Below are 21,222 nucleotides of genomic sequence, written 5' to 3'. Positions count from 1 at the left end.
CATGCGCCTGTTTGCACATTGTGGACCGTAGGGCTCAGGCCGACGGCTGCTTCGTCTTGCGCAGATACGGAAGAACCGTGTCGAACGATCCAAAACGCGCAAGCGCATCCTCATTCGAAACCCCTGCCGTAATGATCACATCGTCGCCCTGCTGCCAGTTGGCGGGCGTTGCGACCTGATGCTTTGACGTCAGCTGGATCGAATCGATCGCCCTCAAGATTTCATTGAAATTGCGACCTGTTGTCATCGGGTAAGTGAGGATCAGTTTGATCTTCTTGTCTGGACCGATGACGTAGACAGAACGTACTGTCGCATTGTCTGCAGGTGTGCGGCCCTCAGACGATGACCCGGCGCTTGCCGGCAGCATGTCATAAAGTTTCGCGACGTTGAGATCCTTGTCGCCGATCAACGGATAATCGACATCGTAGCCGGTTGCCGTGCGAATATCGTCCTTCCACTTGCCGTGGCTTTCGACGGGATCGACCGAGATGCCGACGATCTTGACGCCGCGCTTGGTGAATTCACCTTCGAGCCCCGCCATCGTGCCGAGTTCGGTGGTGCAGACGGGCGTGAAGTTCTTGGGGTGGGAAAAGAGAACCGCCCAGCCATCGCCGATCCAGTTGTGGAATTCAATCGTGCCTTGGGTTGTTTCGGCAGTAAAGTCCGGGGCGATGTCGTTGATACGCAGGCTCATGATGAAGTCCTCCAGTGCTTTTCGCATTGTGATCGGTGACGGCGACATATCCGGTCGGGCGCCGCCTTTGGGCCACCTTAGATATTAGCGGTCGGCCCACTGAATACCACCACGTTTGTTCCAAATTGCGAGCGAGATGGGGCGAAAAGTTGCGCATCGAGTAACGATATCGAAGTCGCATTGCGCGGTCTGAGTTCGTCGCCGATGACCGGCATCTGAATGCAAATCAGCCTCGCGTTCCTTTCGGAAGGCGAGGCTGACGGGAAATCCTTCGTCCGCAATTAGCGGATGATCTGGACGACCTTACGGGTCTGCGGATCGACGATCACGCGTTCCTCGTTGACGACCGTGTAGGAATATTCCGGCGCTTCTGGGATCTGCGAGAGAACGACGGTTTCAGGAACCGCCTGGCCGACCACGATGCGCTCCTTGACGACGACGCGTTCGGTTGGCATCGGCTGCTGCTCGACATAGGTGACGACGCGCTGCGGCGGCGGATCGATTGCGCTGCCGACGATCGCGCCAGCGACGCCACCAACGGCTGCGCCGACTGGTCCGCCGACGATTGCGCCGGTAACCGCGCCGCCTGCTGCACCATTAACCGTGCCCTGCTGCGCCATAGCGACCGGCGCAATGCCGATGCTGAGAAGGGTAGAAAGAACGAGGATCTTCGTTTTCATAACGTTTACCTTTCGATGCCTGCGACGGGACCGGCCCGGCAGTTTTATGTTCCGCCAGATGCAACGGTCGTTTTCGACCCCGTTCTGGATGAGTATGGCGATGTCCTGATACCCAAAAGGAAAATGTGTTCAGCGCCTTGATACGACCTGACAATGGCCGAGCGGATGGTTCGTTCCAGCCATTGGGCTTCAGTCCTGTGCGGTATGGGACCAAAGGCTGAGACATGGCGGATCTTGCCGAAGAGACGGAAAAAACGGAACAATTCCGGCGGCCGGTGGATTTCAAATACTCAGTGCACCTGCGCAGGCGGGAGGCTGACACCTCATGTGGCAAGAGGCCGCTAAGACGGGCATTGCGCCGGTTGTCACGGCATATTTGAAGAGCCAACAGATGATCACACGCCGAGACATACTCACCGCCGTCACCACCGCAGCATTCGTCACGGTGTTTCTGCCTGCGCAGCTTCGTTTCGATGTGGCGTCGGATGGAATGCTGATCGGGATCGCCCAGGCACAGGCGCAAGGCAATGGCGGTGCAGGGTCTGGTGGCGGAGCCGGCGGTAATGGTGGCAAGGGAGGCTCGGGTCAGGGTGGCTCGGGGCAAGGTGGTTCTGGCTCGGGTGGCTCTGGTCCCGGTGGCTCTGGCCCAGGTGGTTCAGGCCCAGGTGGTTCAGGCCCAGGTGGTTCAGGCCAAGGCGGGTCAGGGCAGGCCGGCGGCTCAGCGGGTGACGGCGCGGATGGCGGATCGAAGGGTGACGGGGGCAAGGGCGGCTCTGGTAGCGGTGCGCCGGGAGAGGGCAATCGCGGGGACGCGCAAAATGCCGGAACGTCGGGGACACCCTCGGATGCTCCGGCGAATGGAGCCGTGACTGATGGACCGCAGAACACCGGCACCCAAAAGGACAATGCGATCGGAACGACACCCGAGACACCGGACGTCTCGGCCGAAGGACGGAAGAAGACCTCTAAGAATTCGCGCTCGCTGTCTGTTCGTCATGCGAACGGAACCACTGAGCGGATCTCAGGCGATCGGTACGAGATGCGGGATTCACGGCAAAGACCGATCGTGAACCGCGAGGCCACACGATCGGACCGAAAGAGACTTGAGACGCTAAGCCGCTAACGGATACCGCACTAGGCTGCTCCGCCCGTCCGACTTTCGGTCGCATCGCGAAGGGCCAGCGCTGCTTCGGTGCGGTTGGAGACTTTGAGTTTCGACAGAATGCGCGTCATGTGGTGCTTGACCGTCTTCTCATGCAGATCGAGCAGTTGCGCCACCCGCTTGTTGCTGAGACCCGATGCCACGAGGTTGAGGACTTCCTGTTCGCGATCCGTCAATTCCGCCATCAGATCCTGCTTGGCGGCATTTTCCCGTTCCTTTGCCATGCCGGCGAGAAGCCGGGCGGAGAGGCTAGGGGCCAGGTAGGGTTCTCCAGAGGCAACGGTGCGGACGACATCGGCCAGTTCGCGGGATCCGATGCCTTTCAGAACATAGCCTTTGGCTCCAAGCTTCAGGGCACCTGCAATGTCCTCGTTGGCTTCCGATACGGTCAGCATGACGATCTTGATAGGGGGCCAGGCCTCGACGGCGCCGGCGACAGCCTGCAGTCCGTTTCCGGGCATCGAGATGTCCATCAGCATCACGTCGGGGCGTATATGCTCGACGATATAAAGCGCCTCGTCCTTAGAGCCACCTTCCGCCACGATCTCAAAACCCTCCATTTCAGAGAGGCTGCGGATCACTCCCTCGCGAAACAGCGGATGGTCGTCGATGACGGCTATTCTGGTTGGGGCTTTCATACATGCTCCGATTCATGAACGTTCAGCGACATTCTGACCGTTGTTCCACGAGAAGACGTCGCGAGATCAAAGGTTCCCCCGAGGCTTTCAATCCGCTCCCTGAGACCAGCGATCCCTAATCCTTCCGGCCTCATAGTGGATTTGTCGAAGCCGGGTCCATCGTCGCTTACCTCGACAATGATCATGTTGCCTTCGTAGGTTTGGGTGACTGTCTGGTTTGCGCCAGCGGCGTGCCTGTATCCGTTGTTCAACGCTTCCTGGACAAACCGGTAGATACAGATCTTGGCGGAAGGAAGAAGCGGTCTGGCGGGCGATGCGACGTTGAGGTCAACGGTCGCCGCAGTCCGCTCGCGGTGAGCGCCAACGACCTTTTCGAGGATTTCCGGCACAGCTGCCGTCTCGATCTGCGGCAGGACAAGCCCGCTGCAGATGCTGCGGATCTCATCCATCGCTTCCTGCAAGCGCGCCTTGATTGCAGCAATCTCCGCTTCCCGGACATCGCGGGGAGCTTCCGGATCGACCAGGAGCGCGCTGTCGACGCGCAGCGCCGCATAGGCGACAAGCTGGGCCGGGCCGTCGTGCAGGTCGGCACCCAGCCGCCGCAGGTAGCCTTCGTTCAACGCTGTTGCGCGTTGCGACGCGCGCTGTGCACGGCTGTGCAAGGTCCTGTTCTGGGTCAGCAGGCTCTGCAGATCCACCACCCGCTCCGTGAGGCTGCGCTGCTGCGCCTCGATCATCCGGCTGCCCTTGAAGACGATCGCCGACAAAAGCAGGAAGAACGTCGTCGTGACCCCGGCGACGGCCAGCCAGCTCTGAAGGCGCGCCTGCGACAGGCTTTGCTGGAAATCATCGGCGATCTCGTAGAATTCCGTGACCGCGATCACCTCGCCGGACCAGGGCTGCAGGATCGGATTGTAGATTTCGAGAAGCGGCTTTCCGAAACTGCGCTGATCGAAACTTTCGGCATCATCGACATAGTCGAACTGTGCGACCATCTTGCCGGAAAAGGCTGCGGTCAGATCTTTGCCCGGCGGGAAACGTTTGCCCTGGATCGTTTTGTCCGTCGCATAGAGAACGGTGCCGTCTGCGCGCCAGAGCCTGAAGGAGACGACCTGCTTCCCGAGAGCGCCCTGACCGAAGGTTTCGTCGAGAACCCGGTTGGTCACGTCGTCGAGCGTGTCCGTTGTCTTGAGATCCGGCAGGATCGGCGCAATGATGCTATCGACATAGAGTGCGGTGGTGGCCGCAGAATTGCGTGTGACCGCGTCCTCGATGAGGTTCGTCACGAAGGCGCCGACCAGCAGCATTGCAACGATGGACACGATGCCGCCGGCAAACAGGAATTGCCGCGCCAGCGTCTGTTGGTTCCAGCGTTCCAAAATTCCTGTCTTCAGCAATGCCCCGGGGCCTCGATTGATCGAGCCATACCTATGGCAGCCGAAAGCAGGATCAATTGTGGCCGTGACGCGAAAGGAGCGATGATGCCTCCACAACACATTCTTCATGCACCTTCTTTGCCTTCACGTCTCTCCTGCCTATCTGTTGCAGCAATGAAACCGACAACGACGTCGTCGCCATCGCGGCTGATGATGCAAACCCGGAGACGATGCCGTGCTGCAACGCCTGAGAACGATCATTGCCGAGCGGTTCATGACGTTTGAGCCTCTTGGCCTGATCATGTTCTCACTCCTGGCCGGTAGCCTCTTCCTGTTCATCAGCCTGACCGGTATCGTGATCGATGGCGAAACGCACGAATTCGACGAACGGATACTGCTTGCTCTCCGCCAGACAGGCGACCCTTCGGTGCCCATCGGGCCCTACTGGCTGACCCATGCCGTTGGTGACATCACCGCGCTTGGCGGCATTACCGTGCTATCGCTTATGACCGTGCTTGCCACGATCTATCTTCTGCTCGCGGGCCGCCGCTCGATCGCCGTCTTCATGTTTCTATCCATTCTCGGCGGTTGGCTGCTCAGCAACCTTCTCAAGCTCGGCGTGGCGCGGCCAAGGCCGGACATCGTACCGCATCTCGTCAATGTCCACGACCTGAGCTTCCCGAGCGGGCATGCGATGCTTTCGGCGGTGACCTATCTCACCCTTGCGGCGCTGCTGTCACGTGCCGAACAATATCGCTCGACCCGCATCTTTTTCCTCGCGACCGGCATCCTGCTGACCCTGCTTGTCGGTCTCAGCCGCCTCTATCTCGGCGTTCACTATCCAACAGACGTGATGGCGGGGTGGTGTGCGGGTGCAGCCTGGGCTGCCGGCTGCTGGATTGTCGCACGACGGTATATTTCGTCACGCGCATCTTGAATGAAGCGACCGCGTCGGGAATGAGTGGGCAAACGAAAAGGCAATAGTGATGGCGGACATGCAACTCGACGAACTGTGCGACCTTATCCTGAAGACGGAGGAGGGAAAGTCTCGCTCGCTCATCGCGGTCGCAGGACCGCCCGGAGCGGGGAAGTCGACACTGGCCGACATTCTGGCATCCAAGCTCTCCGGACGGGGGAAACAGCCGAAGTCCTGCCGATGGATGGTTTCCACATGGACAACGGCATTCTCGAGGAGCGCGGATTGCTCGCCCGCAAGGGGGCGCCCAATACGTTCGACCTGCGCGGTTTTATCGATGTCGTCCAGGCCGTGAAAGCGGCCGAGGATGAAGTGCTCGTGCCCGTGTTCGACAGGTCGCGCGAACTGGCGATCGCTGCGGCACGGGTCGTCTCGCCACGCCATCGGTTCATCGTGATCGAGGGCAACTATCTTCTGCTGGGCGAGGGTGGCTGGGAGCGTCTTGCACCGCTGTTCGACTACCGGATCCTGCTCGCCCCGCCGGTCGAGGAGCTGCAACGGCGTCTGGAGGCGCGATGGACGTTCTACGGTCTGTCCGGCCAGGCCTTCGAAGACAAGATCCACGGAAACGACATGCCGAATGTTCGGTTGGTGCTGGAAAAATCGAAGGGCGCCGATCTGGTTCTCGAAAGACTGGATCTCGAAGCCGCACGATAAGTGCTCCCGGGGGGCTACACAGATCGACTTCGTGATCCAAATATAACAGGGTAACGATCACAGAGGACGGGTGAAAACCAATGCGATCACCCAACACGCTGCTATCCCTGTTGTCCGAGGACGACTACTCGCACGCGGAACGCTGCATGGAGGAGCTCGAATTGCCGCAGGGCATGCTCCTTTCCGGACCGGACGAAGTCGACCGATACTGCTATTTCCCCTATTCGGGGATTGGGTCGACCGTCGCGATCTCTGCGCGCGGCAAGCAGTCCGAGATCGGACTGTTCGGGCGGGAAGGCATGTCTCCCGCGTCGGCGATACTGGGATCCGATCGCAACCCGTACAAGGTCATCATGCAGGTTCCGGGGCACGGCGCACGCATTGAGGTCGGGCAGCTGGTTGACCTCATCTGGAGCAGGCCGGAGATACGCCGGGTCTTTTTCCGGTGGGCGCATGTTTCTTCGGTGCAGGTTGCTCTGACTGCGCTGACCAATGCCACCCAGACGATCGAGCAGCGTCTGGCCCGATGGATCCTGATGTGTCACGACCGCACGGGCAGCGACGAAGTCAACCTCACACACGAATTCCTGGCAATCATGCTTGCCGTCCGGCGTCCGAGTGTAACGACCTCGCTGCATGTGCTCGAAGGTCGGCAAATGATCCATTCGTATCGGGGAACGATTGTCGTGCGAGACCGTCCGGCGCTGGAGAAACTCGCAGCCGACTGCTATGGCGGAGGTGAGGTTGAATATCAGCGCGTGATGGAGATGTCAGCGTCAGTCTAAGCTCTGGCTGAAACCGCGGCGAGCTTCTGCTCGACGACGGAAACGACGAACGCTGGATCGGCCGGCTTGTCAATCCAGACGCCATCGCTGAAGAGCTCGTTTTCCCAGTCCTGCGGCTTTTCACTGCCCGAGTAGACCACGAATGGGATGCGAGCGTCATGCAACACCTGGATGACCGCGTAGCAGTCACCATCGGTCAGATGAAGATCGAGAATGACAATGCTCGGAACATTCTTCTGCAGCCATTCCAGCGCAGCTTGTTTCGAGCGTAAATTGATGACGCTATTCAGCCCAGCAGCCCCGAGCGCGTCCTCGATATCCAACGAAATGAGCGGCTGATCTTCAAGCAATAAAATCATATGTTTCGACAAACCAGTTCCAAAGGGTCACTGTGTTGAAAGCGCGGATTCGTTCTAATCAATTTGCTTCGGACTTTGTCCGTTGGTCTGATAGCGTACCGACGTTGGGAAGCGGGTTGTCTCGCTTATTTTATGGACATAGATGGAATCATTCTATTCAGGCGGAGATATCTCCATAGGCCGAGCAGGCTGGTCTCTGCCTTCAAGGGTTGGCGATGGGTGACATTCAGAAAGATACGGTCCGGAATTCGCTTCTCCGGCTGATGCCCCGAGAAAGCTTCGAAGCAATTGCGCCGCATCTCGAACATGTCGATCTTCCGCGTGGAACCGAGCTATCGGCTCCGAACGAAACGCCCCTGCACGCCTATTTCCCGGAATCCGGTATCGCCTCGATTGTGGCGAGGTCTCCGCAAGGGCAGCATGCGGAGATCGGAATTTTTGGTCGCGACGGAATGACCCCCACGGCGATGGTCCTTGACGCGGAATCGGACCCCTATTCGATCTTTATGCAAGTGGAGGGCCGTGGTTACCGTCTGGCCTCAGATCAGTTGAAGCTGGCTTTGAAGGATCGCGCCTGTCTCAACCTTCTGACGCGCTACAGCCAGGCCCTGTCGGTCCAGGGGGCCTACACGTCACTGTCCAACGCCGTCCATCACATCGACGAACGGCTGGCCCGGTGGATCCTGATGTGTCACGATCGGACCGACGGCGACGAGATCAGCCTTACCCACGAATTCCTCTCGATCATGTTGGCTGTCCGCCGACCGAGCGTGACGACGGCACTGCATCTGCTCGAAGGTCGCAAGCTGATCTACTCCGAGCGTGGCATGATCATCGTCAGAGACCGTAGCGCACTCGAGGATTTCGCCAAAGATGCCTACGGGGAATGCGAGCGGGAATACGAGCGTCTGATCGGACCCTTGAGGTAGAAGTCGACCTCAGTTTGTCGCCGCGGGCAGGGAGAACTCCCCAACCTTCGTTCCCTTGTAGTCGCGAACTTCAATCATTGGTGAGACGGAAGGACGACCCTGTCGCAACCGGTCGGCCATGATTTCGCGCGCAGACGCCTCGGCCTCGGCCAGGGCGCTTGGAAGATCCGGAAGATCGTTGCCTTCTTCGTCTTCGATCAAATCTTTGCCGTCACGAACGTGGAAATAAAATCGGGGCATGTGGGTACCTAGCGAGCTTTTTATTCATACCCGCGAGGCTCGCTTAGGTTCCAGATCCGTGTTCATGTCGGCAAAGACTGTACGGTTGCGTACATAGGCTCAGGAGCGCTCTTCCCAGAGCTTGGCCAGTTCAACGATCGTGTCGACCGCCTTTTCCATATCCTGGCTGCTGACCCATTCCAGCGGGGAGTGGAATGCATGGCCGCCGGCAAAGATGTTGGGGCAGGGCAGGCCCATGAAGGATAGCCTTGAACCGTCAGTGCCGCCGCGGATGCTGCCGCGCTTCGGCGTCAGACCGGCCCGCTTGATCGCATCGATCGCATTCTCGACGATCTCAGGATGACGGTCGAGCACCAGCTTCATGTTGCGATACTGCTCGATGACGGTGAACGTGTAGGTCGAACCGGGATAGTCGTGCATGACGTCCTTGACGATATCCTCGAGCAACGTCTCCTTGGTCTTCAAACCCTCGTCGGCGAAGTCCCTGATGATCAGGCTGATCTTTGCCTTCTCCATGCTGCCGCTCAGATCCGTCGGATGGATGAAGCCGTCCCGGCCTTTCGTCGTTTCCGGCGCCATGTGTTTTGGCAGGCGATCGACGATGGCGCCGGCGATGCGGATCGCGTTTTCCATCTTTCCGTAGGCGAAACCGGGGTGGATCGCGACGCCGGTGATGGCGATCTCGACCGCGTCGGCAGAAAACGTCTCATCCTCGATCGTGCCGACTGTTTCGCCATCCAGCGTATAGCCAAAATCGGCGCCGAGCTTTTGAATATCCACCTTTTCCACACCGCGGGCGATCTCTTCGTCGGGCGTGAAGAGGAGGCGGATCGCGCCGTGCTTGATGTCGGGGTTGTCGATCAGGTATTTCGCGGCCGTGACGATTTCGGCAAGGCCCGCCTTGTCGTCGGCGCCGAGAAGCGTCGTGCCGTCGGAGGTGATGATGTCGTGGCCGATCTGGTTCTTCAGTTCCCTGTGCTCGCTCTCGCGGATCACGCGACCCGCATGGCCGGGAAGTGCGATATCGCCGCCCTGGTAGTTACGGATTACCTGCGGCTTGACATCGGTGCCGCTGAAGTCTGGTGCCGTATCCATATGCGCGCAGAAGCAGACGACGGGCACGTTGTTCTTACCCGTATTGGACGGCACCGTTGCATAGACATAGCCGTGTTCGTCGAGATGCGCGTCTGAGAGGCCGATCTCCAGCAGTTCTTCGACCAGAACACGGCCGAGCGTCAGCTGTTTCGAGGTCGATGGCTGGGTGGGTGAGGAGGCATCCGACTGGGTATCGATGACGACGTATCGGAGGAAGCGGTCGGTAACGGTATCGGTCATGAGCAAATATCCGGATCAAATCAAAGCCGGACTGTAGCCTGACATCTCCAAAATGCAAAAGGTCCCGTGCTGGACGGGACCTTTGATTTCAGGAGCGATGACTATCCGACTTGAACAGCCTCGGCCTACTTGAACAGAGCCGGCAGCCAGAGCGACAGGCCGGGGATATAGGTGACCAGCAGCAGCACGAAGATGCTGGCGCCAAAGAACGGCCAGATGGTCTTCATAGCTTCGCGGATGGTGATGCCGCCCACCGCGCAGCTGACGAAGAGCACGGTTCCGACCGGAGGTGTGTTCAGTCCGATACCGGCGTTGAGGATCATTACCACGCCGAAATGGACGGGATCGATGCCGAACGCCTTGACGACCGGCAGCAGGATCGGCGTTGCGATGATCACCATCGGCGCCATGTCCATGAACGTGCCAAGCACCAGCAGGATGATATTGATCATCAAGAGCACGATGATCGGATTGTCAGAGATGGCCGAGATCGCGGCGATGATCAGCGTCTGCACCTGCAGGAAAGCCATCAGCCAGCCGAACGAGGCAGCCATGCCGATCACCAGCAAGACCATTGCCGTGGTGCGGACAGCACCCATAACCGCTTCGACGAAACCATCCCAGTTCAGTTCGCGATAGACGATCATCGCGACAAGGAAGGCGTAGAGTACCGCGATGCAGGAGCTTTCCGTTGCCGTGAACACGCCCGAGCGGACACCGCCGAAAATGATGGCGATCAGGAGGATGCCCGGGAGCGACGCCAGGAAGTAGTAACCCACACGCCTGAAGCCGGGGAACGGGTCCGCCGGGTAACCGCGCTTGACGGCAACCCACCAGGCCGTGACCATCAAGGCGGCGGCGAGAAGCAGTCCGGGAATGATGCCCGCGGTGAAGAGATCGGCGACGGAGACATTGCCGCCGGCTGCGATCGAATAAAGGATCATGTTGTGCGACGGCGGGATCATCAGCGCGATGATCGCAGCATTTGCCGTCACGTTGACAGCATAGTCGCGGTCGTAGCCGCGGGCTGCCATCTGCGGGATCATCAGGCCGCCGACGGCCGAAGCGTCGGCCACCGCAGAACCGGAAATGCCACCGAACAGGGTCGAAGCGACCACGTTGACCTGGCCGAGGCCACCCCGCATGTGGCCAACCAGGCCGGCCGCAAAGCGGATCAGCCGAGTTGCGATACCGCCGCGTACCATCAGGTCGCCTGCGAAGATGAAGAACGGGATCGCCATCATGGCAAACACGTTCATGCCGGAATTCATCTGCTGGAAAACGACGATCGGGGGCAAGCCGATATAGAGCACCGTCGCGAAGGATGCGATGCCGAGGCAAAATGCGATCGGCATCCCGATGATCATCAGAAAGGTGAAGGCGCCGAAAAGAATGGTATAGGCCATTATGCGGCCTCCTGCACAAGTACGTCCGCTGCGATTTCCTCGCCGATCGCGACGTCGATGAAACGTTCGAGTGAAAAGATCGATATCATTGCGCCACCGATGATCATCGGAAAGAAATCCGTACCGCCGGGCCATCCGAGTACGGGGATGCGCGCCGTCCAGGTCCCGATCGCCAGAAGCGATGAGTAATAGGCCATGCCGATGCCAAACAGCACGATCAGTCCGAGGCTGAGCAGGTCCATGGCCCGCTGGATGGCCGGCGGCATGATGTAGCGAACAACGTCGAGCCCGAGATGGACGCTTTCGCGAACACCGACCGCAGCGCCCAGCATGATGAACCAGGACATCAGATAGAGCGACAACGGCTCCGACCAGCTGGGACTATCGTTGAGAATATAACGGCTGAAAACCTGCCAGCCGACGATCAGGGTCATCGAGACCATGCCGATACCGGCGATCCACAATGATGATCGGCTGATCATGCTAAGAACAGGTCTTATCGCCTGCATGAAATTTCGCATTGTCCCGTCCTCCAAAGCCCGACACGTTCCCCGATGTCGGAAAAGCACAGCCGACCCCGGTGTGGCGGGGCCGGCCGATCAGGGCTGTCAGTTGACGGCCTGGATTTCTTCCAACAGGCTCTTCATCTTCGCGTCGGTCACGAACTTGTCGTAGACTGGCTTCATCGCGGCCGAGAACTCGTCCTTGTTGACGGTAATGACCTTGACGCCGCCGGCGCGGACCTTTTCTTCTGAAGACTTTTCGCGGGCAGCCCACAGTTCGCGCATCTTGACGACGCTGTCCTTCGCGGCCTGGCGGATGACTTTCTGGTCATCGGGCGTCAGCTTGTCCCAGGAGACTTTCGACATGACCAGAATTTCCGGGTTCATCGAATGCTGGGTCAGCGAATAGTTCTTGGCGACCTCGTAATGACGGGCCGATTCGTAGGACGGCCAGTTGTTTTCAGCGCCGTCGACAACTCCGGTTTCCAGCGACGAGTAGACTTCGCCCATCGGCATCGGCGTCGGGTTGGCACCGAAGGCCTGCATCATCGCGATCCAGAGGTCGGACTGCTGGACGCGGATCTTCATGCCCTTGAGGTCGGCCAGTTTTTCGACCGGCTTCTTGGTGGTGTAGAAGGAGCGCGCGCCGCTGTCGTAGTAGGCCAGACCGATCAGGCCGTGCGGTTCGAAGGCGGCAAGGATCTTGTCGCCGATCGGGCCGTCTACGACCTTATGCATGTGGTCGGTCGAGCGGAACAGGAAGGGCAGGCCAAGAACGACCGTCTCGGGGATGAGGTTGTTGAACGGCGCGGCATTGACGCGGTTCATGTCGATGACGCCGAAACGGGTCTGCTCGATCGTGTCCTTCTCGCCGCCGAGAACCGAGTTGTTCATCACCTGCACGCCGATGCGGCCGCTGGTGCGTTCCTTGACGAGGTCGCCCATGTATTTAACTGCTTCGACAGTCGGATAGCCATCAGGATGGATATCGGCAGAGCGCAGGGTGATCTCCTGCGCGCGGACGCTGGTATGGGCCGTGGTGGTGGCCAGCGCCAGGCAAAATGCGAGCCCGAGGGCTTTCGTCAGTTTCATGTCTTCCTCCTCCAAAAAGCCGTCGCCTCCACGCGCCGGCGGTGATTAAATTTATTTGGTCGATGCACTCCAGTCCGGAAGGCCAAACAGTTGTTCCGGGTTCTTCACGAGCGCCAGCTCAAGCGCTTCTTCGTCCGCCAGCCAGCTTAGAACCGTGTCGGTCAACGCGACGTCGTCCGGATAGTCCTTCTGCTCGCGTGCAAGGTTGTGCGGCCAGTTGCTGCCCCAGACGATGCGTTCAGGCGCGTAGGCGGCGATATCGCGCGAGAAGGCCGCGACATCGGCATAATCAGGTGCGCCGGACTTCGAGGACTCGTAGACGCCTGCGAACTTGAACCAGCATCTGCCGATATCCATCAGTCGCTTCAGCGCTGCGATCTCCGGGCCCTCTGGCGTTGCGCCGGAGAAGAACTTGCCGTGATGGTCGAACACCCAGCGGCTTTTGAGTTTGGCAAGGCGTGGCTCATGCTCGAGGATATTGCTGCCGTCGAACTGGACTGCGAGCATCCAGCCGCGGGCGGCAGCCTTGGCGTCGAGTGCTTCGAGCGCCGAAAGGTCCACGGCACCGCCGGGCAGATCCATGATGCGCAGGCCGACGATACCGGCTTCGGCGAGCTGGTCGAGTTCGCCATCGGAGACATCACCCGCGACTGCAGCGACGCCACGGGCAACATCGCCCATTTCCTTCAGGCAGGCGACCAAGTTGGTATTGTCGCGCTGGTGGGCATTGCCCTGCGTGATCACGACACGATCGATGCCGAGCCATGCCATGAACTGGCGATACTGGTCCGCATCGGGAAGTGCGCCGCCCGGAAGGCCCGGACCACCGGGCTGCGATGGGAAACCCGGCAGGTACATGTGCATCTGCGAATCGACTGCGCCCTTCGGCAGTTTCGTCTTGGGCGCGTTTCCGGAGAGCGGACGAACAAGCATCAGACGTCTCCCGACTTCGGTTCAGGCATTTTGAATTCCTTGAGCGCATCGCGGTTGATCTCGATCCCGAGACCAGGGCCATCGGGGATCTGCACCACGCCGTGCCGATGTTCGATCGGTGTTTTGATCACCGCTTGGCGGAAAGGGTTGTCGGTGCGGTCGAATTCGAGAATGGGTTCGATCGGATTGACACGAACCGGGCTCGGGATCATCGCCGCCATGAACTGCAGGGCTGCTGCGATATGGACGGCCGTGCCCCAGACATGCGGTACAACGCGGATACCATGGAGCGCTGCGAGATCGGCAACGCGCTTGGCTTCTGTAAACCCGCCGACGCCGGCAAGATCGGGCTGGAGAATGTCAACGGCGCGGGTTTCCACGGGCTCGCGCATGCCCCACCGGCTGTGCCAGGTTTCGCCGCCGGCAACCGGGATCGGCTGGCGGGCGCGCACTTCGCGGTAGGCCGCCAGCTGTTCCGGCACGACGGGCTCCTCGAACCAGTCGATATCGTATTGTGCCGCCGCGTTGCCGAGTTTGACGGCTTCGATGGTGTCATAGCCGTGGTTGGCGTCGATCATCAGGCGCATATCGGGACCGGCTGCTTCCCGCACGGCGCGGATGACGCGAAGGTCTTCCTCGACGCCGAAGCCGATCTTAATCTTCGTCGCGTGGAAACCTTCGTCGCGGTAGCGGGCGACATCGCGGGCATTGTCTTCGACGCGGTCGACGCCGTCGCGCTTGAAGCTGCCGGTGGCATAGGCCTTGACGCTTTCGCGAAAACGGCCTCCGAGCAGGATCGAGATCGGCACGCCGAAATGCTTGCCCTTGATGTCCCAGAGCGCGATGTCGATGCCCGAGAGTGCAGTAACGGCAAGGCCGCGCTGGCCCTGGTCACGCAATGCGTTATAAAGCCGCGCCCAGATCTTTTCGGTTTCCAGCGGGTTTTCGCCGATCAGCCAGTTTGCATAGGCTGCGACCACCGCCGCATTGGGCCGGGCCGGGCCGAGGCATTCTCCCCAGCCGATGGTTCCGTCGTCGCACTCGATCTCGACCAGGATATGAGCGCGGCGATCGAAGCGCATCGAGGCGCTTTCGAAGGCGACATTTAGCCTGTGTTCAAGAAGGTGGGTGCGGACCGAAGCGATCTTCATGGGTTCACCGCTTCTGATCGCCGATGAGCTTCAGCAGGATCTGCTCTTCTTCTTCCGTCAGGTCATCGAGCGGTGGGCGGACCTTGCCGGCATCGAAGCCCTGCAGGCGCACGCCGGCCTTGATGGCCGAAACGGCATAACCCTTGCGGCGGCCGCGAAGCGCCATGAAGGGGTAGAAGAATTCGGTGAGGATCTGTTCGCAGCGGGTGCGATTGCCGGCCCGCAGCGCCTTGTAGAACTCGACGGCAAGACCGGGCACGAAGTTGAAGACGGCCGACGAATAGGTGGTGAAGCCGGCGCCGAGATAGGCTTCGGCAAACAGTTCGGCCGTCGGCATGCCGCCGAGATACATCAGCCGGTCGCCCATCGTGGCGGTGATCTGGCGCACGAGGCCGATATCGCCGGTGCCGTCCTTGAAGCCGATGAGATTGGGGCATTCGTCGCAGAGCCGCTGCAGCGTGTCGACCTGCAGCACGGAATTATCGCGGTTATAGACCATGACGCCGATGCCGACCGACTGGCAGATCGCCTTCACATGCTTGTACAGGCCTTCCTGCGGCGCATCGATCATGTAATGCGGCAGAAGTAGAATTCCGTCCGCGCCTGATTTCTCGACCTTCTTTGCCAGATCGACGCCCACATGCGTGCCGAAGCCGCAACCGGAGACGATCGCGGTCTTGCCGGACGCTTCCTTGGCGGATTTCACGATGGCGGGAATTTCGTCGGGGGCCAGCGAGAAGAATTCTCCGGTGCCGCCGGCGGCAAAGAGAACGGGCGCCTCGAAGCCGGAAAGCCACTCGATATGACGCTGATAACTTTCAGGCTGAAACTGGCCCTCGGCATCGAAATGGGTCACAGGGAACGACAGCAGGCCGGCGCCAAGCGCTGCCTTGATCTCTTCAGGCGTCATGTAGTGTTATCCTCTCAGTGTCTCCTCCAGACAATGTTGTCGTACATGTATGATGAATTTGTGTCAACACGTCATCTGACAGATTGGCGAACTTCGCGCAGCAACGTCCGGTAGCGCAGTTGCGCGCCACGCAGATGGCTGCGCATGGCCTGCCTTGCGCCTTCTTCGTCGCCTTCCGAAATTGCCACGACGATCGCGTCATGCTCCTTGTCGAGAAGGGCGATATAGGCCGCCTGATCAGATTCGGAATCGTCCGGACGCAGGGCCGCACGGGGGATCAGCCGCTTGCCGATCATGGTCAGGAACTCGCGGAAACGCGGGTTGTTCGTCGCTTCGGCAATGGCGAGATGGAGGGCAAAATCCGCCTCGCTGGTCGGCTTGTCTGCCTCGAGACAGGCGCGGACGGCATGGTGATGCTCGAAGATGCTTTCTTCCTGCGCGGGCGAGCGACGCACCGCTGCAAGGCCTGCAGCCTCGACTTCGACGGCGGTTCTGAGCTCCAGGAGCTCGATCATCGAGGACACCTGAGCAAGATCGATATTGTTGAGCGAGAGCATCGTGGGCTGGGTGTTTTGCCGTGGTTCCAGCACAAAGACGCCGGCACCCTGGCGCGCTTCCACAAGACGGTCGGCGCGGAGGGCGGCGATCGCCTCGCGCACCACGGTGCGGCTGACGCCGTGGGTCTCCGTCAGCTGCGCTTCGCTCGGCAGCCGCGCACCGGCCGTGAATTGACCGGCGGCGATCGCTTGGCGCAATGTATCCGTCAGCTGAGACACCAGCGTTCCTGCGCCCTTTGCCGGCTCCAGCCTTGTCTCTCCAGCCATGCGTCTCTCCTTGCGCTCTCGTTATCTGCTCCCGTTAACCTGTATGATAAGTCGGCTTCGTTGTCACGGCTTTTGCTTATGGAGCCTTTGCGGCAGTTGAAAGCGGCCGCACTTGTCTCTAGGTTGCGGCATTGAGTTCAGATATCGGGTGATGAGTGCGCGAGAGAGTTCGGTGTATCGGTCTGTTGTGTGCTCTTAGTCTCTGGCCGGCGGCGGCGCAGGCGCAGTGGAAGCCGGTGGAGCAGGTGAAGACCTATCCGGTTAAAGGCACGTCCGGCATCGAGCTCTACTCCTCGATCGGCGAAAACGGCCCCAAGGTCGGCAGCCAGGTTCGGGCCATCGCTCACACGGATTTCAAGCTGACCTGGTCGCGCAAATACGAGCCGCAGCCGGACGGCGCCTGCACGCTGGTTTCGGCGCGGCCCAACATCGTCATCATCTACACACTGCCAAAGCTTGTCTCAAAACTGTCGCCAGCGCTTCAACAGAAATGGGACGCGTTTACTGACGGCGTGCGCCGGCATGAGCGGGTCCACGGCGCGATGATCGAGGATCTCGTGCGCCAGATCGAGGCGGCCAGTATCGGGCTTTCGGTGCCGAACGATCCGAAATGCACCAAGGTACGGGCTGAACTCCAGAGCAAGATCGCCGTCATCTTTCCCGCCCATCAGCAACGCAACCGGGATTTCGACAAGGTAGAACTCGGCGATGGCGGCAATGTGCAGCAGCTGATCCTCCAGCTCGTCAACGAGCGCTAGAGACAGGCGAATTTTTCAAAGGAAGCTTTCAATGACGCAGGTTATTTCCGCCGGTGATGTCGATGCCGAGGCTCTGATCGAAGAGCTGAAAGAGTGGGTGCGGATCGAGACGCCCTCCGGCAATGCGGCGGCGGTAAACTTCCTGGCCGATCGGGTGGAGGCCAGTGCGGCTAAGGCCGGGCTTTCCGTCGAACGGCTGCCGGGCACGCTCGGGTTCGGCGATATCCTCGCGGTCCGATCGCCACGGCAGGCGGGGAGCAACGAGAAATCGGTTCTGGTGCTTGCGCATCTCGATACGGTGCATGCGATCGGCGTGATCGATAACCAGCTTCCGCTCCGCCAGGAGGGCGACAAGCTTTACGGTCCCGGCATCTACGACATGAAGTCCGGTGCACTGATGGCGCTGGAGGCGTTGAAGATCGCGGTTGCAAAGGGCAGCAGAATGCCGGTCGATCTCGTTTTCGTGCCGGACGAAGAGGTCGGAAGCTTTTCGTCGCGGGCCTTCATGGAGGAATGCGCGCGCAGCGCCGGTTATACGCTGGTGGTGGAACCCGCGCGCGACGGCGGCAAGATCGTCATCGCCCGCAAGGGTGTGGCGATGTACGATATCGTCGTGCGTGGCCGGGCCTCGCATGCGGGCACACGGCCACAGGACGGACGAAGCGCCGTGCGGGCGGCAGCAAGGCTGGTGCTCGATCTGGAGGCGCTGAACGACTCAGGACGCGGCATTACCGTGACGGTCGGCACAATCAGCGGCGGCACCGGCCGCAATACGGTGCCGGCGGAATGCCGCATGCAGGTGGATGTGCGCGTCCCCGACGATGCGGCAGCCACGGAAGTCACGGCGAAGATCGCCGCCATGCAGCCGGTCGATCCGGATATCAGTTTCGAGATCAAGGGACAGATGAACCGGCCACCGTTTGCGCAGTCGGATGCGGGCCGGAGATTGTTCGATACGGCGGCGAAAATCGCTGTAGATCTCGGCATTGCGCTGGAGGGCGTCACGACCGGCGGCGGTTCCGACGGCAATTTCACCGCAGCGCTTGGCGTGCCCACGCTCGATGGTCTTGGCGCCGACGGTGCGGGGGCGCATACGTTCGACGAGCATATCTTGCTGTCGAGCGTCGCACCGCGGACGGCGCTTCTCGCCAACCTGATGATGTCGCTCGAGCCCGAAGCCTGACGGGTGCCGCTTTGTGAACGGTGCGGCACCGGCCGCACCCATCACGGCATCTTTTCATCGTCCAGAAATTGCGTCCATATGGCTGATATCGAAGACCAATCGGGAATTCCGACATGACCAGCGGCCTGCACCACATCACCGCCATCACCCGCAAGATACAGGCGAATGTCGACTTCTATGTCGGCTTCCTCGGATTGCGGCTGGTGAAACGCACCGCCGGTTTCGAGGATGCGCAGCAGTTGCATCTGTTTTACGGCGACGGTGCCGCATCGCCCGGATCGATCGTGACGTTTCTCGCCTGGGAAGATGGATCGCTCGGTCGGGTCGGGCATGGGGCGCCGAGCGAGATCAGCCTGGAGATTTCGCCGGAAGCGATCGGCTTCTGGCTGACAAGGGCGCTGCAATATAACATCAAGCTTTCCGGGCCCGCGCAGGAATTCGGCCAGCCCGTGCTGCGCCTAACGGATCCGGACGGGATCATCGTCAAGCTCGTCGGCGTCGAGGAAATAGGGCCTTGGGTCTGGTGGAAGGATGGTGGCATTGCCGAAGAAAACGCAGTCCGCAGACTTTACGGCGCGACGATCCTTTCCGAGAAGCCTCAGGAGACCGCTGAATTCCTTGTGAGGCATATGGGGTTGGCTGTTGGAGGCCGGGAAGGCAACATCCAGCGTCTGGTCTCGGATGCGCATGATATCGTCGATGTCCGCGATGCATCGGGTTTCTGGACGTCGGCGCCGGGCACGGGCGCGATCGATCATATCGCTTTCCGGGCTGCGGATCGCGCGGCGGTCGAAGCGGTGTATGCAGACCTTGCCGCTGCCGATGCGGGCGAAATGAACATCCACGACCGGCAGTATTTCCATTCGCTCTACGTGCGCGAGCCGGGCGGCACGCTGATTGAACTCGCCTCGGACGGGCCGGGTTTTGCCACCGATGAAACTGTCGAGACGCTGGGACGCCAGCTGTTCATTCCGAACCATTTCAAGGGGGATCGCGAGGCGCTGAAGGTGATGCTGCCGCAGTTCGGTCTGCCGGGCGAGGAACGCGTCATCTACCGCGACCTGCCGTTCGTGCATCGGGTCCACATGCCTGACAACTGGGACGGCACGACGCTGGTGCTGATGCACGGCACCGGCGCCAACGAAACGGCGCTGCTGCCGCTCGGCCGAAAGGCGGCACCCAATGCGATGCTGATCGGTTTGCGCGGCCGCTCCGTGGACGAGGGCTATCCGCGGTTTTTCCGCAGGCTCAGCCAGACGACGTTCGACCAGAAGGAGATCGCCTTGGAAGTGGAGGCTTTCGTCGGGTTCATCGAGGATATCGGTCCGGCGTATGGCGCGGATCCGGCGCGCACCGCGTTCCTCGGTTATTCCAACGGCGGCAACATGATCGGAGCGACGATGCAGCTTTACCCTGAGCTGATCCGCAAGGCAGTGCTGCTGCGCTCAATGAACGTGCTGGAAGACCGACCCGTCGTTGATCTTTCCGGGGCAGAGGTCCTGTCACTCAGCGCCATCAACGATTTTTACGGCCCGCTTGCCGGCGAGATCGAGGACAGGCTACGGACGGCCGGGGCCGACGTGACGGCCCGGGTACTCGATGCCAATCATGGCCTCGACGCGGAAGACGAGGTCATCGTGCACGAATGGCTCAAGGAGCGGATTGGTTGACAGGTAACGTGTTCACGACCGGAAACGACAAGCCGGTATTCTGTGCCGATATCGGCGGTTCGTTCATCAAGTTCGCGGTGTCGCCGAAGCCTGGCGTCATCGAGCCTCTGGAGCGGGTTCCAACACCCGCGTCCGACTGGGATGCGTTCGTGGCAGCGCTGTCTGACCTGATCGCGCGGCATGCCCATCTGGTTAAAGACAATGACTCGACGCCGCTGGCGTTGTCGATCACCGGGATCGTCGATCCCAAGACCGGCGTTTCGATTGCCGCCAACATTCCCTGCATCACAGGACGTCCCGTGGCGGCGGAACTTTCCGCGCGGCTCGGAAGGCCGGTCGTTGCGGCCAACGACGCCGATTGTCTGACGCTTGCCGAAGCCAGTGAAGGTGCCGGCAAGGGCCATGACGTCGTGTTCTGCGCCATCATCGGCACCGGGATCGGCGGTGGTCTGGCGATTGGTGGCAAGCTGGTGCGCGGTGCGGGCGGCGTGACCGGCGAATGGGGCCACGGGCCGATCGTCAATACGACCGTCGAGATCGCCGGCGAGACGATCCACATTCCGCGCCTGGCCTGCGGTTGCGGCCAGTCCGGCTGTGCCGATACGGTCGGCGGCGCACGCGGGATAGAGCGTATCGACGGCCTGCTCCATGAGAGAGCCGAGACCAGTCACACGATCATTGAAGACTGGCAGGCCGGCGATGCGTTGGCGGAAAAGACGATCGCCGTCTGGCTGGAACTGATTGCCGATCCCCTGGCGCTCGCGGTCAACACGACAGGGGCGTCGGTCGTGCCCGTCGGAGGGGGACTGGCCTCCGTTTCGGCACTGATCGACCTGCTGGACGGAGCAGTGCGCAAACGCATCCTCAACCGGATAAGTTACCCATTGGTGATCCCGGCGCTTCGGCAGGCGGATGGTGGGCTGGTCGGGGCAGCGGTGCTCGGCCGGCAGGAGGGCTGATG

At 60.6% G+C, this 21,222-nt stretch carries 22 protein-coding genes and 1 pseudogene; 9 read left to right on the top strand and 14 right to left on the bottom strand.

Features of this window, described 5'->3' with window-relative positions; genetic code table 11:
* Positions 1–34 precede the first annotated feature (34 nt).
* Together ACQY1K_RS10760 and ACQY1K_RS10755 are read right to left on the bottom strand one after the other, a co-directional pair.
* Positions 35–694 (bottom strand): peroxiredoxin, encoded by a 660-nt coding sequence (locus tag ACQY1K_RS10760; protein ID WP_092660551.1) that lies wholly within the window; start codon positions 692–694, stop codon positions 35–37.
* A gap of 281 nt (positions 695–975) precedes the next feature.
* Positions 976–1,374: a DUF1236 domain-containing protein gene (locus ACQY1K_RS10755; protein ID WP_062455989.1), complete on the bottom strand. Its 399-nt coding sequence runs from the start codon at positions 1,372–1,374 to the stop codon at positions 976–978.
* A 391-nt stretch (positions 1,375–1,765) separates the two neighbouring features.
* Between ACQY1K_RS10755 and ACQY1K_RS10750 the strand changes: the two genes are divergently transcribed.
* Entirely contained in the window at positions 1,766–2,497 is a 732-nt protein-coding gene (locus tag ACQY1K_RS10750; RefSeq protein ID WP_430257325.1) for a hypothetical protein, read from the top strand.
* A gap of 11 nt (positions 2,498–2,508) precedes the next feature.
* Here the strand turns inward: ACQY1K_RS10750 and ACQY1K_RS10745 are convergent, their stop codons facing one another.
* Together ACQY1K_RS10745 and ACQY1K_RS10740 are read right to left on the bottom strand one after the other, a co-directional pair.
* Positions 2,509–3,174, bottom strand: coding sequence for a response regulator (locus ACQY1K_RS10745; protein ID WP_430257324.1), 666 nt, complete (start codon positions 3,172–3,174; stop codon positions 2,509–2,511).
* The gene (locus ACQY1K_RS10740; protein WP_325262364.1) at positions 3,171–4,553 is read right to left on the bottom strand and encodes a sensor histidine kinase; all 1,383 of its coding nucleotides are present in this window, start codon (positions 4,551–4,553) and stop codon (positions 3,171–3,173) included. The genes ACQY1K_RS10745 and ACQY1K_RS10740 overlap by 4 nt, the downstream gene beginning before the upstream one ends.
* Positions 4,554–4,824: 271 nt before the next feature.
* Between ACQY1K_RS10740 and ACQY1K_RS10735 the strand changes: the two genes are divergently transcribed.
* The 3 genes and pseudogenes from ACQY1K_RS10735 (at position 4,825) to ACQY1K_RS10725 (ending at position 6,968) form a co-directional block, all read left to right on the top strand.
* Entirely contained in the window at positions 4,825–5,487 is a 663-nt protein-coding gene (locus ACQY1K_RS10735) for a phosphatase PAP2 family protein (RefSeq protein ID WP_209903466.1), read from the top strand.
* A gap of 58 nt (positions 5,488–5,545) precedes the next feature.
* Positions 5,546–6,183, top strand: a pseudogene (locus ACQY1K_RS10730) (nucleoside triphosphate hydrolase).
* 80 nt (positions 6,184–6,263) lie between these two features.
* Positions 6,264–6,968, top strand: a complete 705-nt coding sequence (locus ACQY1K_RS10725) for a Crp/Fnr family transcriptional regulator (protein WP_062581192.1) — start codon at positions 6,264–6,266, stop codon at positions 6,966–6,968.
* Here ACQY1K_RS10725 and ACQY1K_RS10720 read toward each other — a convergent pair.
* Positions 6,965–7,339, bottom strand: a complete 375-nt coding sequence (locus ACQY1K_RS10720) for a response regulator (protein ID WP_162734959.1) — start codon at positions 7,337–7,339, stop codon at positions 6,965–6,967. The genes ACQY1K_RS10725 and ACQY1K_RS10720 overlap by 4 nt on opposite strands.
* Before the next feature lie 203 nt (positions 7,340–7,542).
* On the opposite strand from ACQY1K_RS10720, the gene ACQY1K_RS10715 reads away from it, so the two are divergent.
* Complete coding sequence (locus ACQY1K_RS10715; RefSeq protein ID WP_062456004.1) at positions 7,543–8,256, top strand: Crp/Fnr family transcriptional regulator; 714 nt, start codon at positions 7,543–7,545, stop codon at positions 8,254–8,256.
* 9 nt (positions 8,257–8,265) lie between these two features.
* On the opposite strand, the gene ACQY1K_RS10710 is transcribed toward ACQY1K_RS10715, so the two are convergent.
* The 9 genes from ACQY1K_RS10710 to ACQY1K_RS10670 form a co-directional block, all read right to left on the bottom strand.
* The gene (locus ACQY1K_RS10710) at positions 8,266–8,496 is read right to left on the bottom strand and encodes a DUF6894 family protein (protein ID WP_062456007.1); all 231 of its coding nucleotides are present in this window, start codon (positions 8,494–8,496) and stop codon (positions 8,266–8,268) included.
* Between the two features lie 99 nt (positions 8,497–8,595).
* Positions 8,596–9,831 carry a peptidase T gene (gene pepT / locus ACQY1K_RS10705; protein ID WP_430257323.1) on the bottom strand — a complete coding sequence of 412 codons (1,236 nt, stop codon included), beginning with the start codon at positions 9,829–9,831 and terminating at the stop codon, positions 8,596–8,598.
* A gap of 125 nt (positions 9,832–9,956) precedes the next feature.
* Positions 9,957–11,237: a TRAP transporter large permease gene (locus ACQY1K_RS10700; RefSeq protein ID WP_062456012.1), complete on the bottom strand. Its 1,281-nt coding sequence runs from the start codon at positions 11,235–11,237 to the stop codon at positions 9,957–9,959.
* A complete protein-coding gene (locus ACQY1K_RS10695) occupies positions 11,237–11,758 on the bottom strand; it encodes a TRAP transporter small permease (RefSeq protein ID WP_430257322.1) in 522 nt (173 codons plus the stop codon). The genes ACQY1K_RS10700 and ACQY1K_RS10695 overlap by 1 nt, the downstream gene beginning before the upstream one ends.
* An 87-nt stretch (positions 11,759–11,845) precedes the next feature.
* A complete protein-coding gene (locus ACQY1K_RS10690) occupies positions 11,846–12,832 on the bottom strand; it encodes a TRAP transporter substrate-binding protein (RefSeq protein ID WP_062456018.1) in 987 nt (328 codons plus the stop codon).
* A 51-nt stretch (positions 12,833–12,883) separates the two neighbouring features.
* On the bottom strand, positions 12,884–13,765 hold the full coding sequence (locus ACQY1K_RS10685) for an amidohydrolase family protein (RefSeq protein WP_430257321.1): 882 nt from the start codon (positions 13,763–13,765) through the stop codon (positions 12,884–12,886).
* A complete protein-coding gene (locus ACQY1K_RS10680) occupies positions 13,765–14,916 on the bottom strand; it encodes a mandelate racemase/muconate lactonizing enzyme family protein (protein WP_430257320.1) in 1,152 nt (383 codons plus the stop codon). Before ACQY1K_RS10680 ends, ACQY1K_RS10685 begins: the two co-directional genes overlap by 1 nt.
* Positions 14,917–14,920: 4 nt before the next feature.
* On the bottom strand, positions 14,921–15,826 hold the full coding sequence (kdgD, locus tag ACQY1K_RS10675) for a 5-dehydro-4-deoxyglucarate dehydratase (RefSeq protein WP_092660566.1): 906 nt from the start codon (positions 15,824–15,826) through the stop codon (positions 14,921–14,923).
* Positions 15,827–15,897: 71 nt separating this feature from the next.
* Entirely contained in the window at positions 15,898–16,650 is a 753-nt protein-coding gene (locus ACQY1K_RS10670) for a FadR/GntR family transcriptional regulator (RefSeq protein ID WP_092660568.1), read from the bottom strand.
* A gap of 185 nt (positions 16,651–16,835) precedes the next feature.
* Between ACQY1K_RS10670 and ACQY1K_RS10665 the strand changes: the two genes are divergently transcribed.
* The 4 genes from ACQY1K_RS10665 (at position 16,836) to ACQY1K_RS10650 (ending at position 21,220) form a co-directional block, all read left to right on the top strand.
* Positions 16,836–17,408 (top strand): DUF922 domain-containing Zn-dependent protease, encoded by a 573-nt coding sequence (locus ACQY1K_RS10665; protein WP_244474056.1) that lies wholly within the window; start codon positions 16,836–16,838, stop codon positions 17,406–17,408.
* 31 nt (positions 17,409–17,439) lie between these two features.
* The gene (locus ACQY1K_RS10660) at positions 17,440–18,591 is read left to right on the top strand and encodes a M20 family metallopeptidase (protein ID WP_430257319.1); all 1,152 of its coding nucleotides are present in this window, start codon (positions 17,440–17,442) and stop codon (positions 18,589–18,591) included.
* Positions 18,592–18,704: 113 nt separating this feature from the next.
* On the top strand, positions 18,705–20,261 hold the full coding sequence (locus ACQY1K_RS10655; RefSeq protein WP_430257318.1) for a VOC family protein: 1,557 nt from the start codon (positions 18,705–18,707) through the stop codon (positions 20,259–20,261).
* Positions 20,258–21,220, top strand: coding sequence for an ROK family protein (locus tag ACQY1K_RS10650; RefSeq protein WP_430257317.1), 963 nt, complete (start codon positions 20,258–20,260; stop codon positions 21,218–21,220). The genes ACQY1K_RS10655 and ACQY1K_RS10650 overlap by 4 nt, the downstream gene beginning before the upstream one ends.
* The last annotated feature ends 2 nt before the right edge of the window (positions 21,221–21,222 follow it).

The organism is Neorhizobium sp. IRS_2294 (assembly GCF_050500145.1).
Lineage (GTDB): Bacteria > Pseudomonadota > Alphaproteobacteria > Rhizobiales > Rhizobiaceae > Neorhizobium > Neorhizobium soli.
The sequence above is the reverse complement of the archived record's forward strand: the minus strand, read 5'-3'. Positions and strand labels throughout refer to the sequence as shown.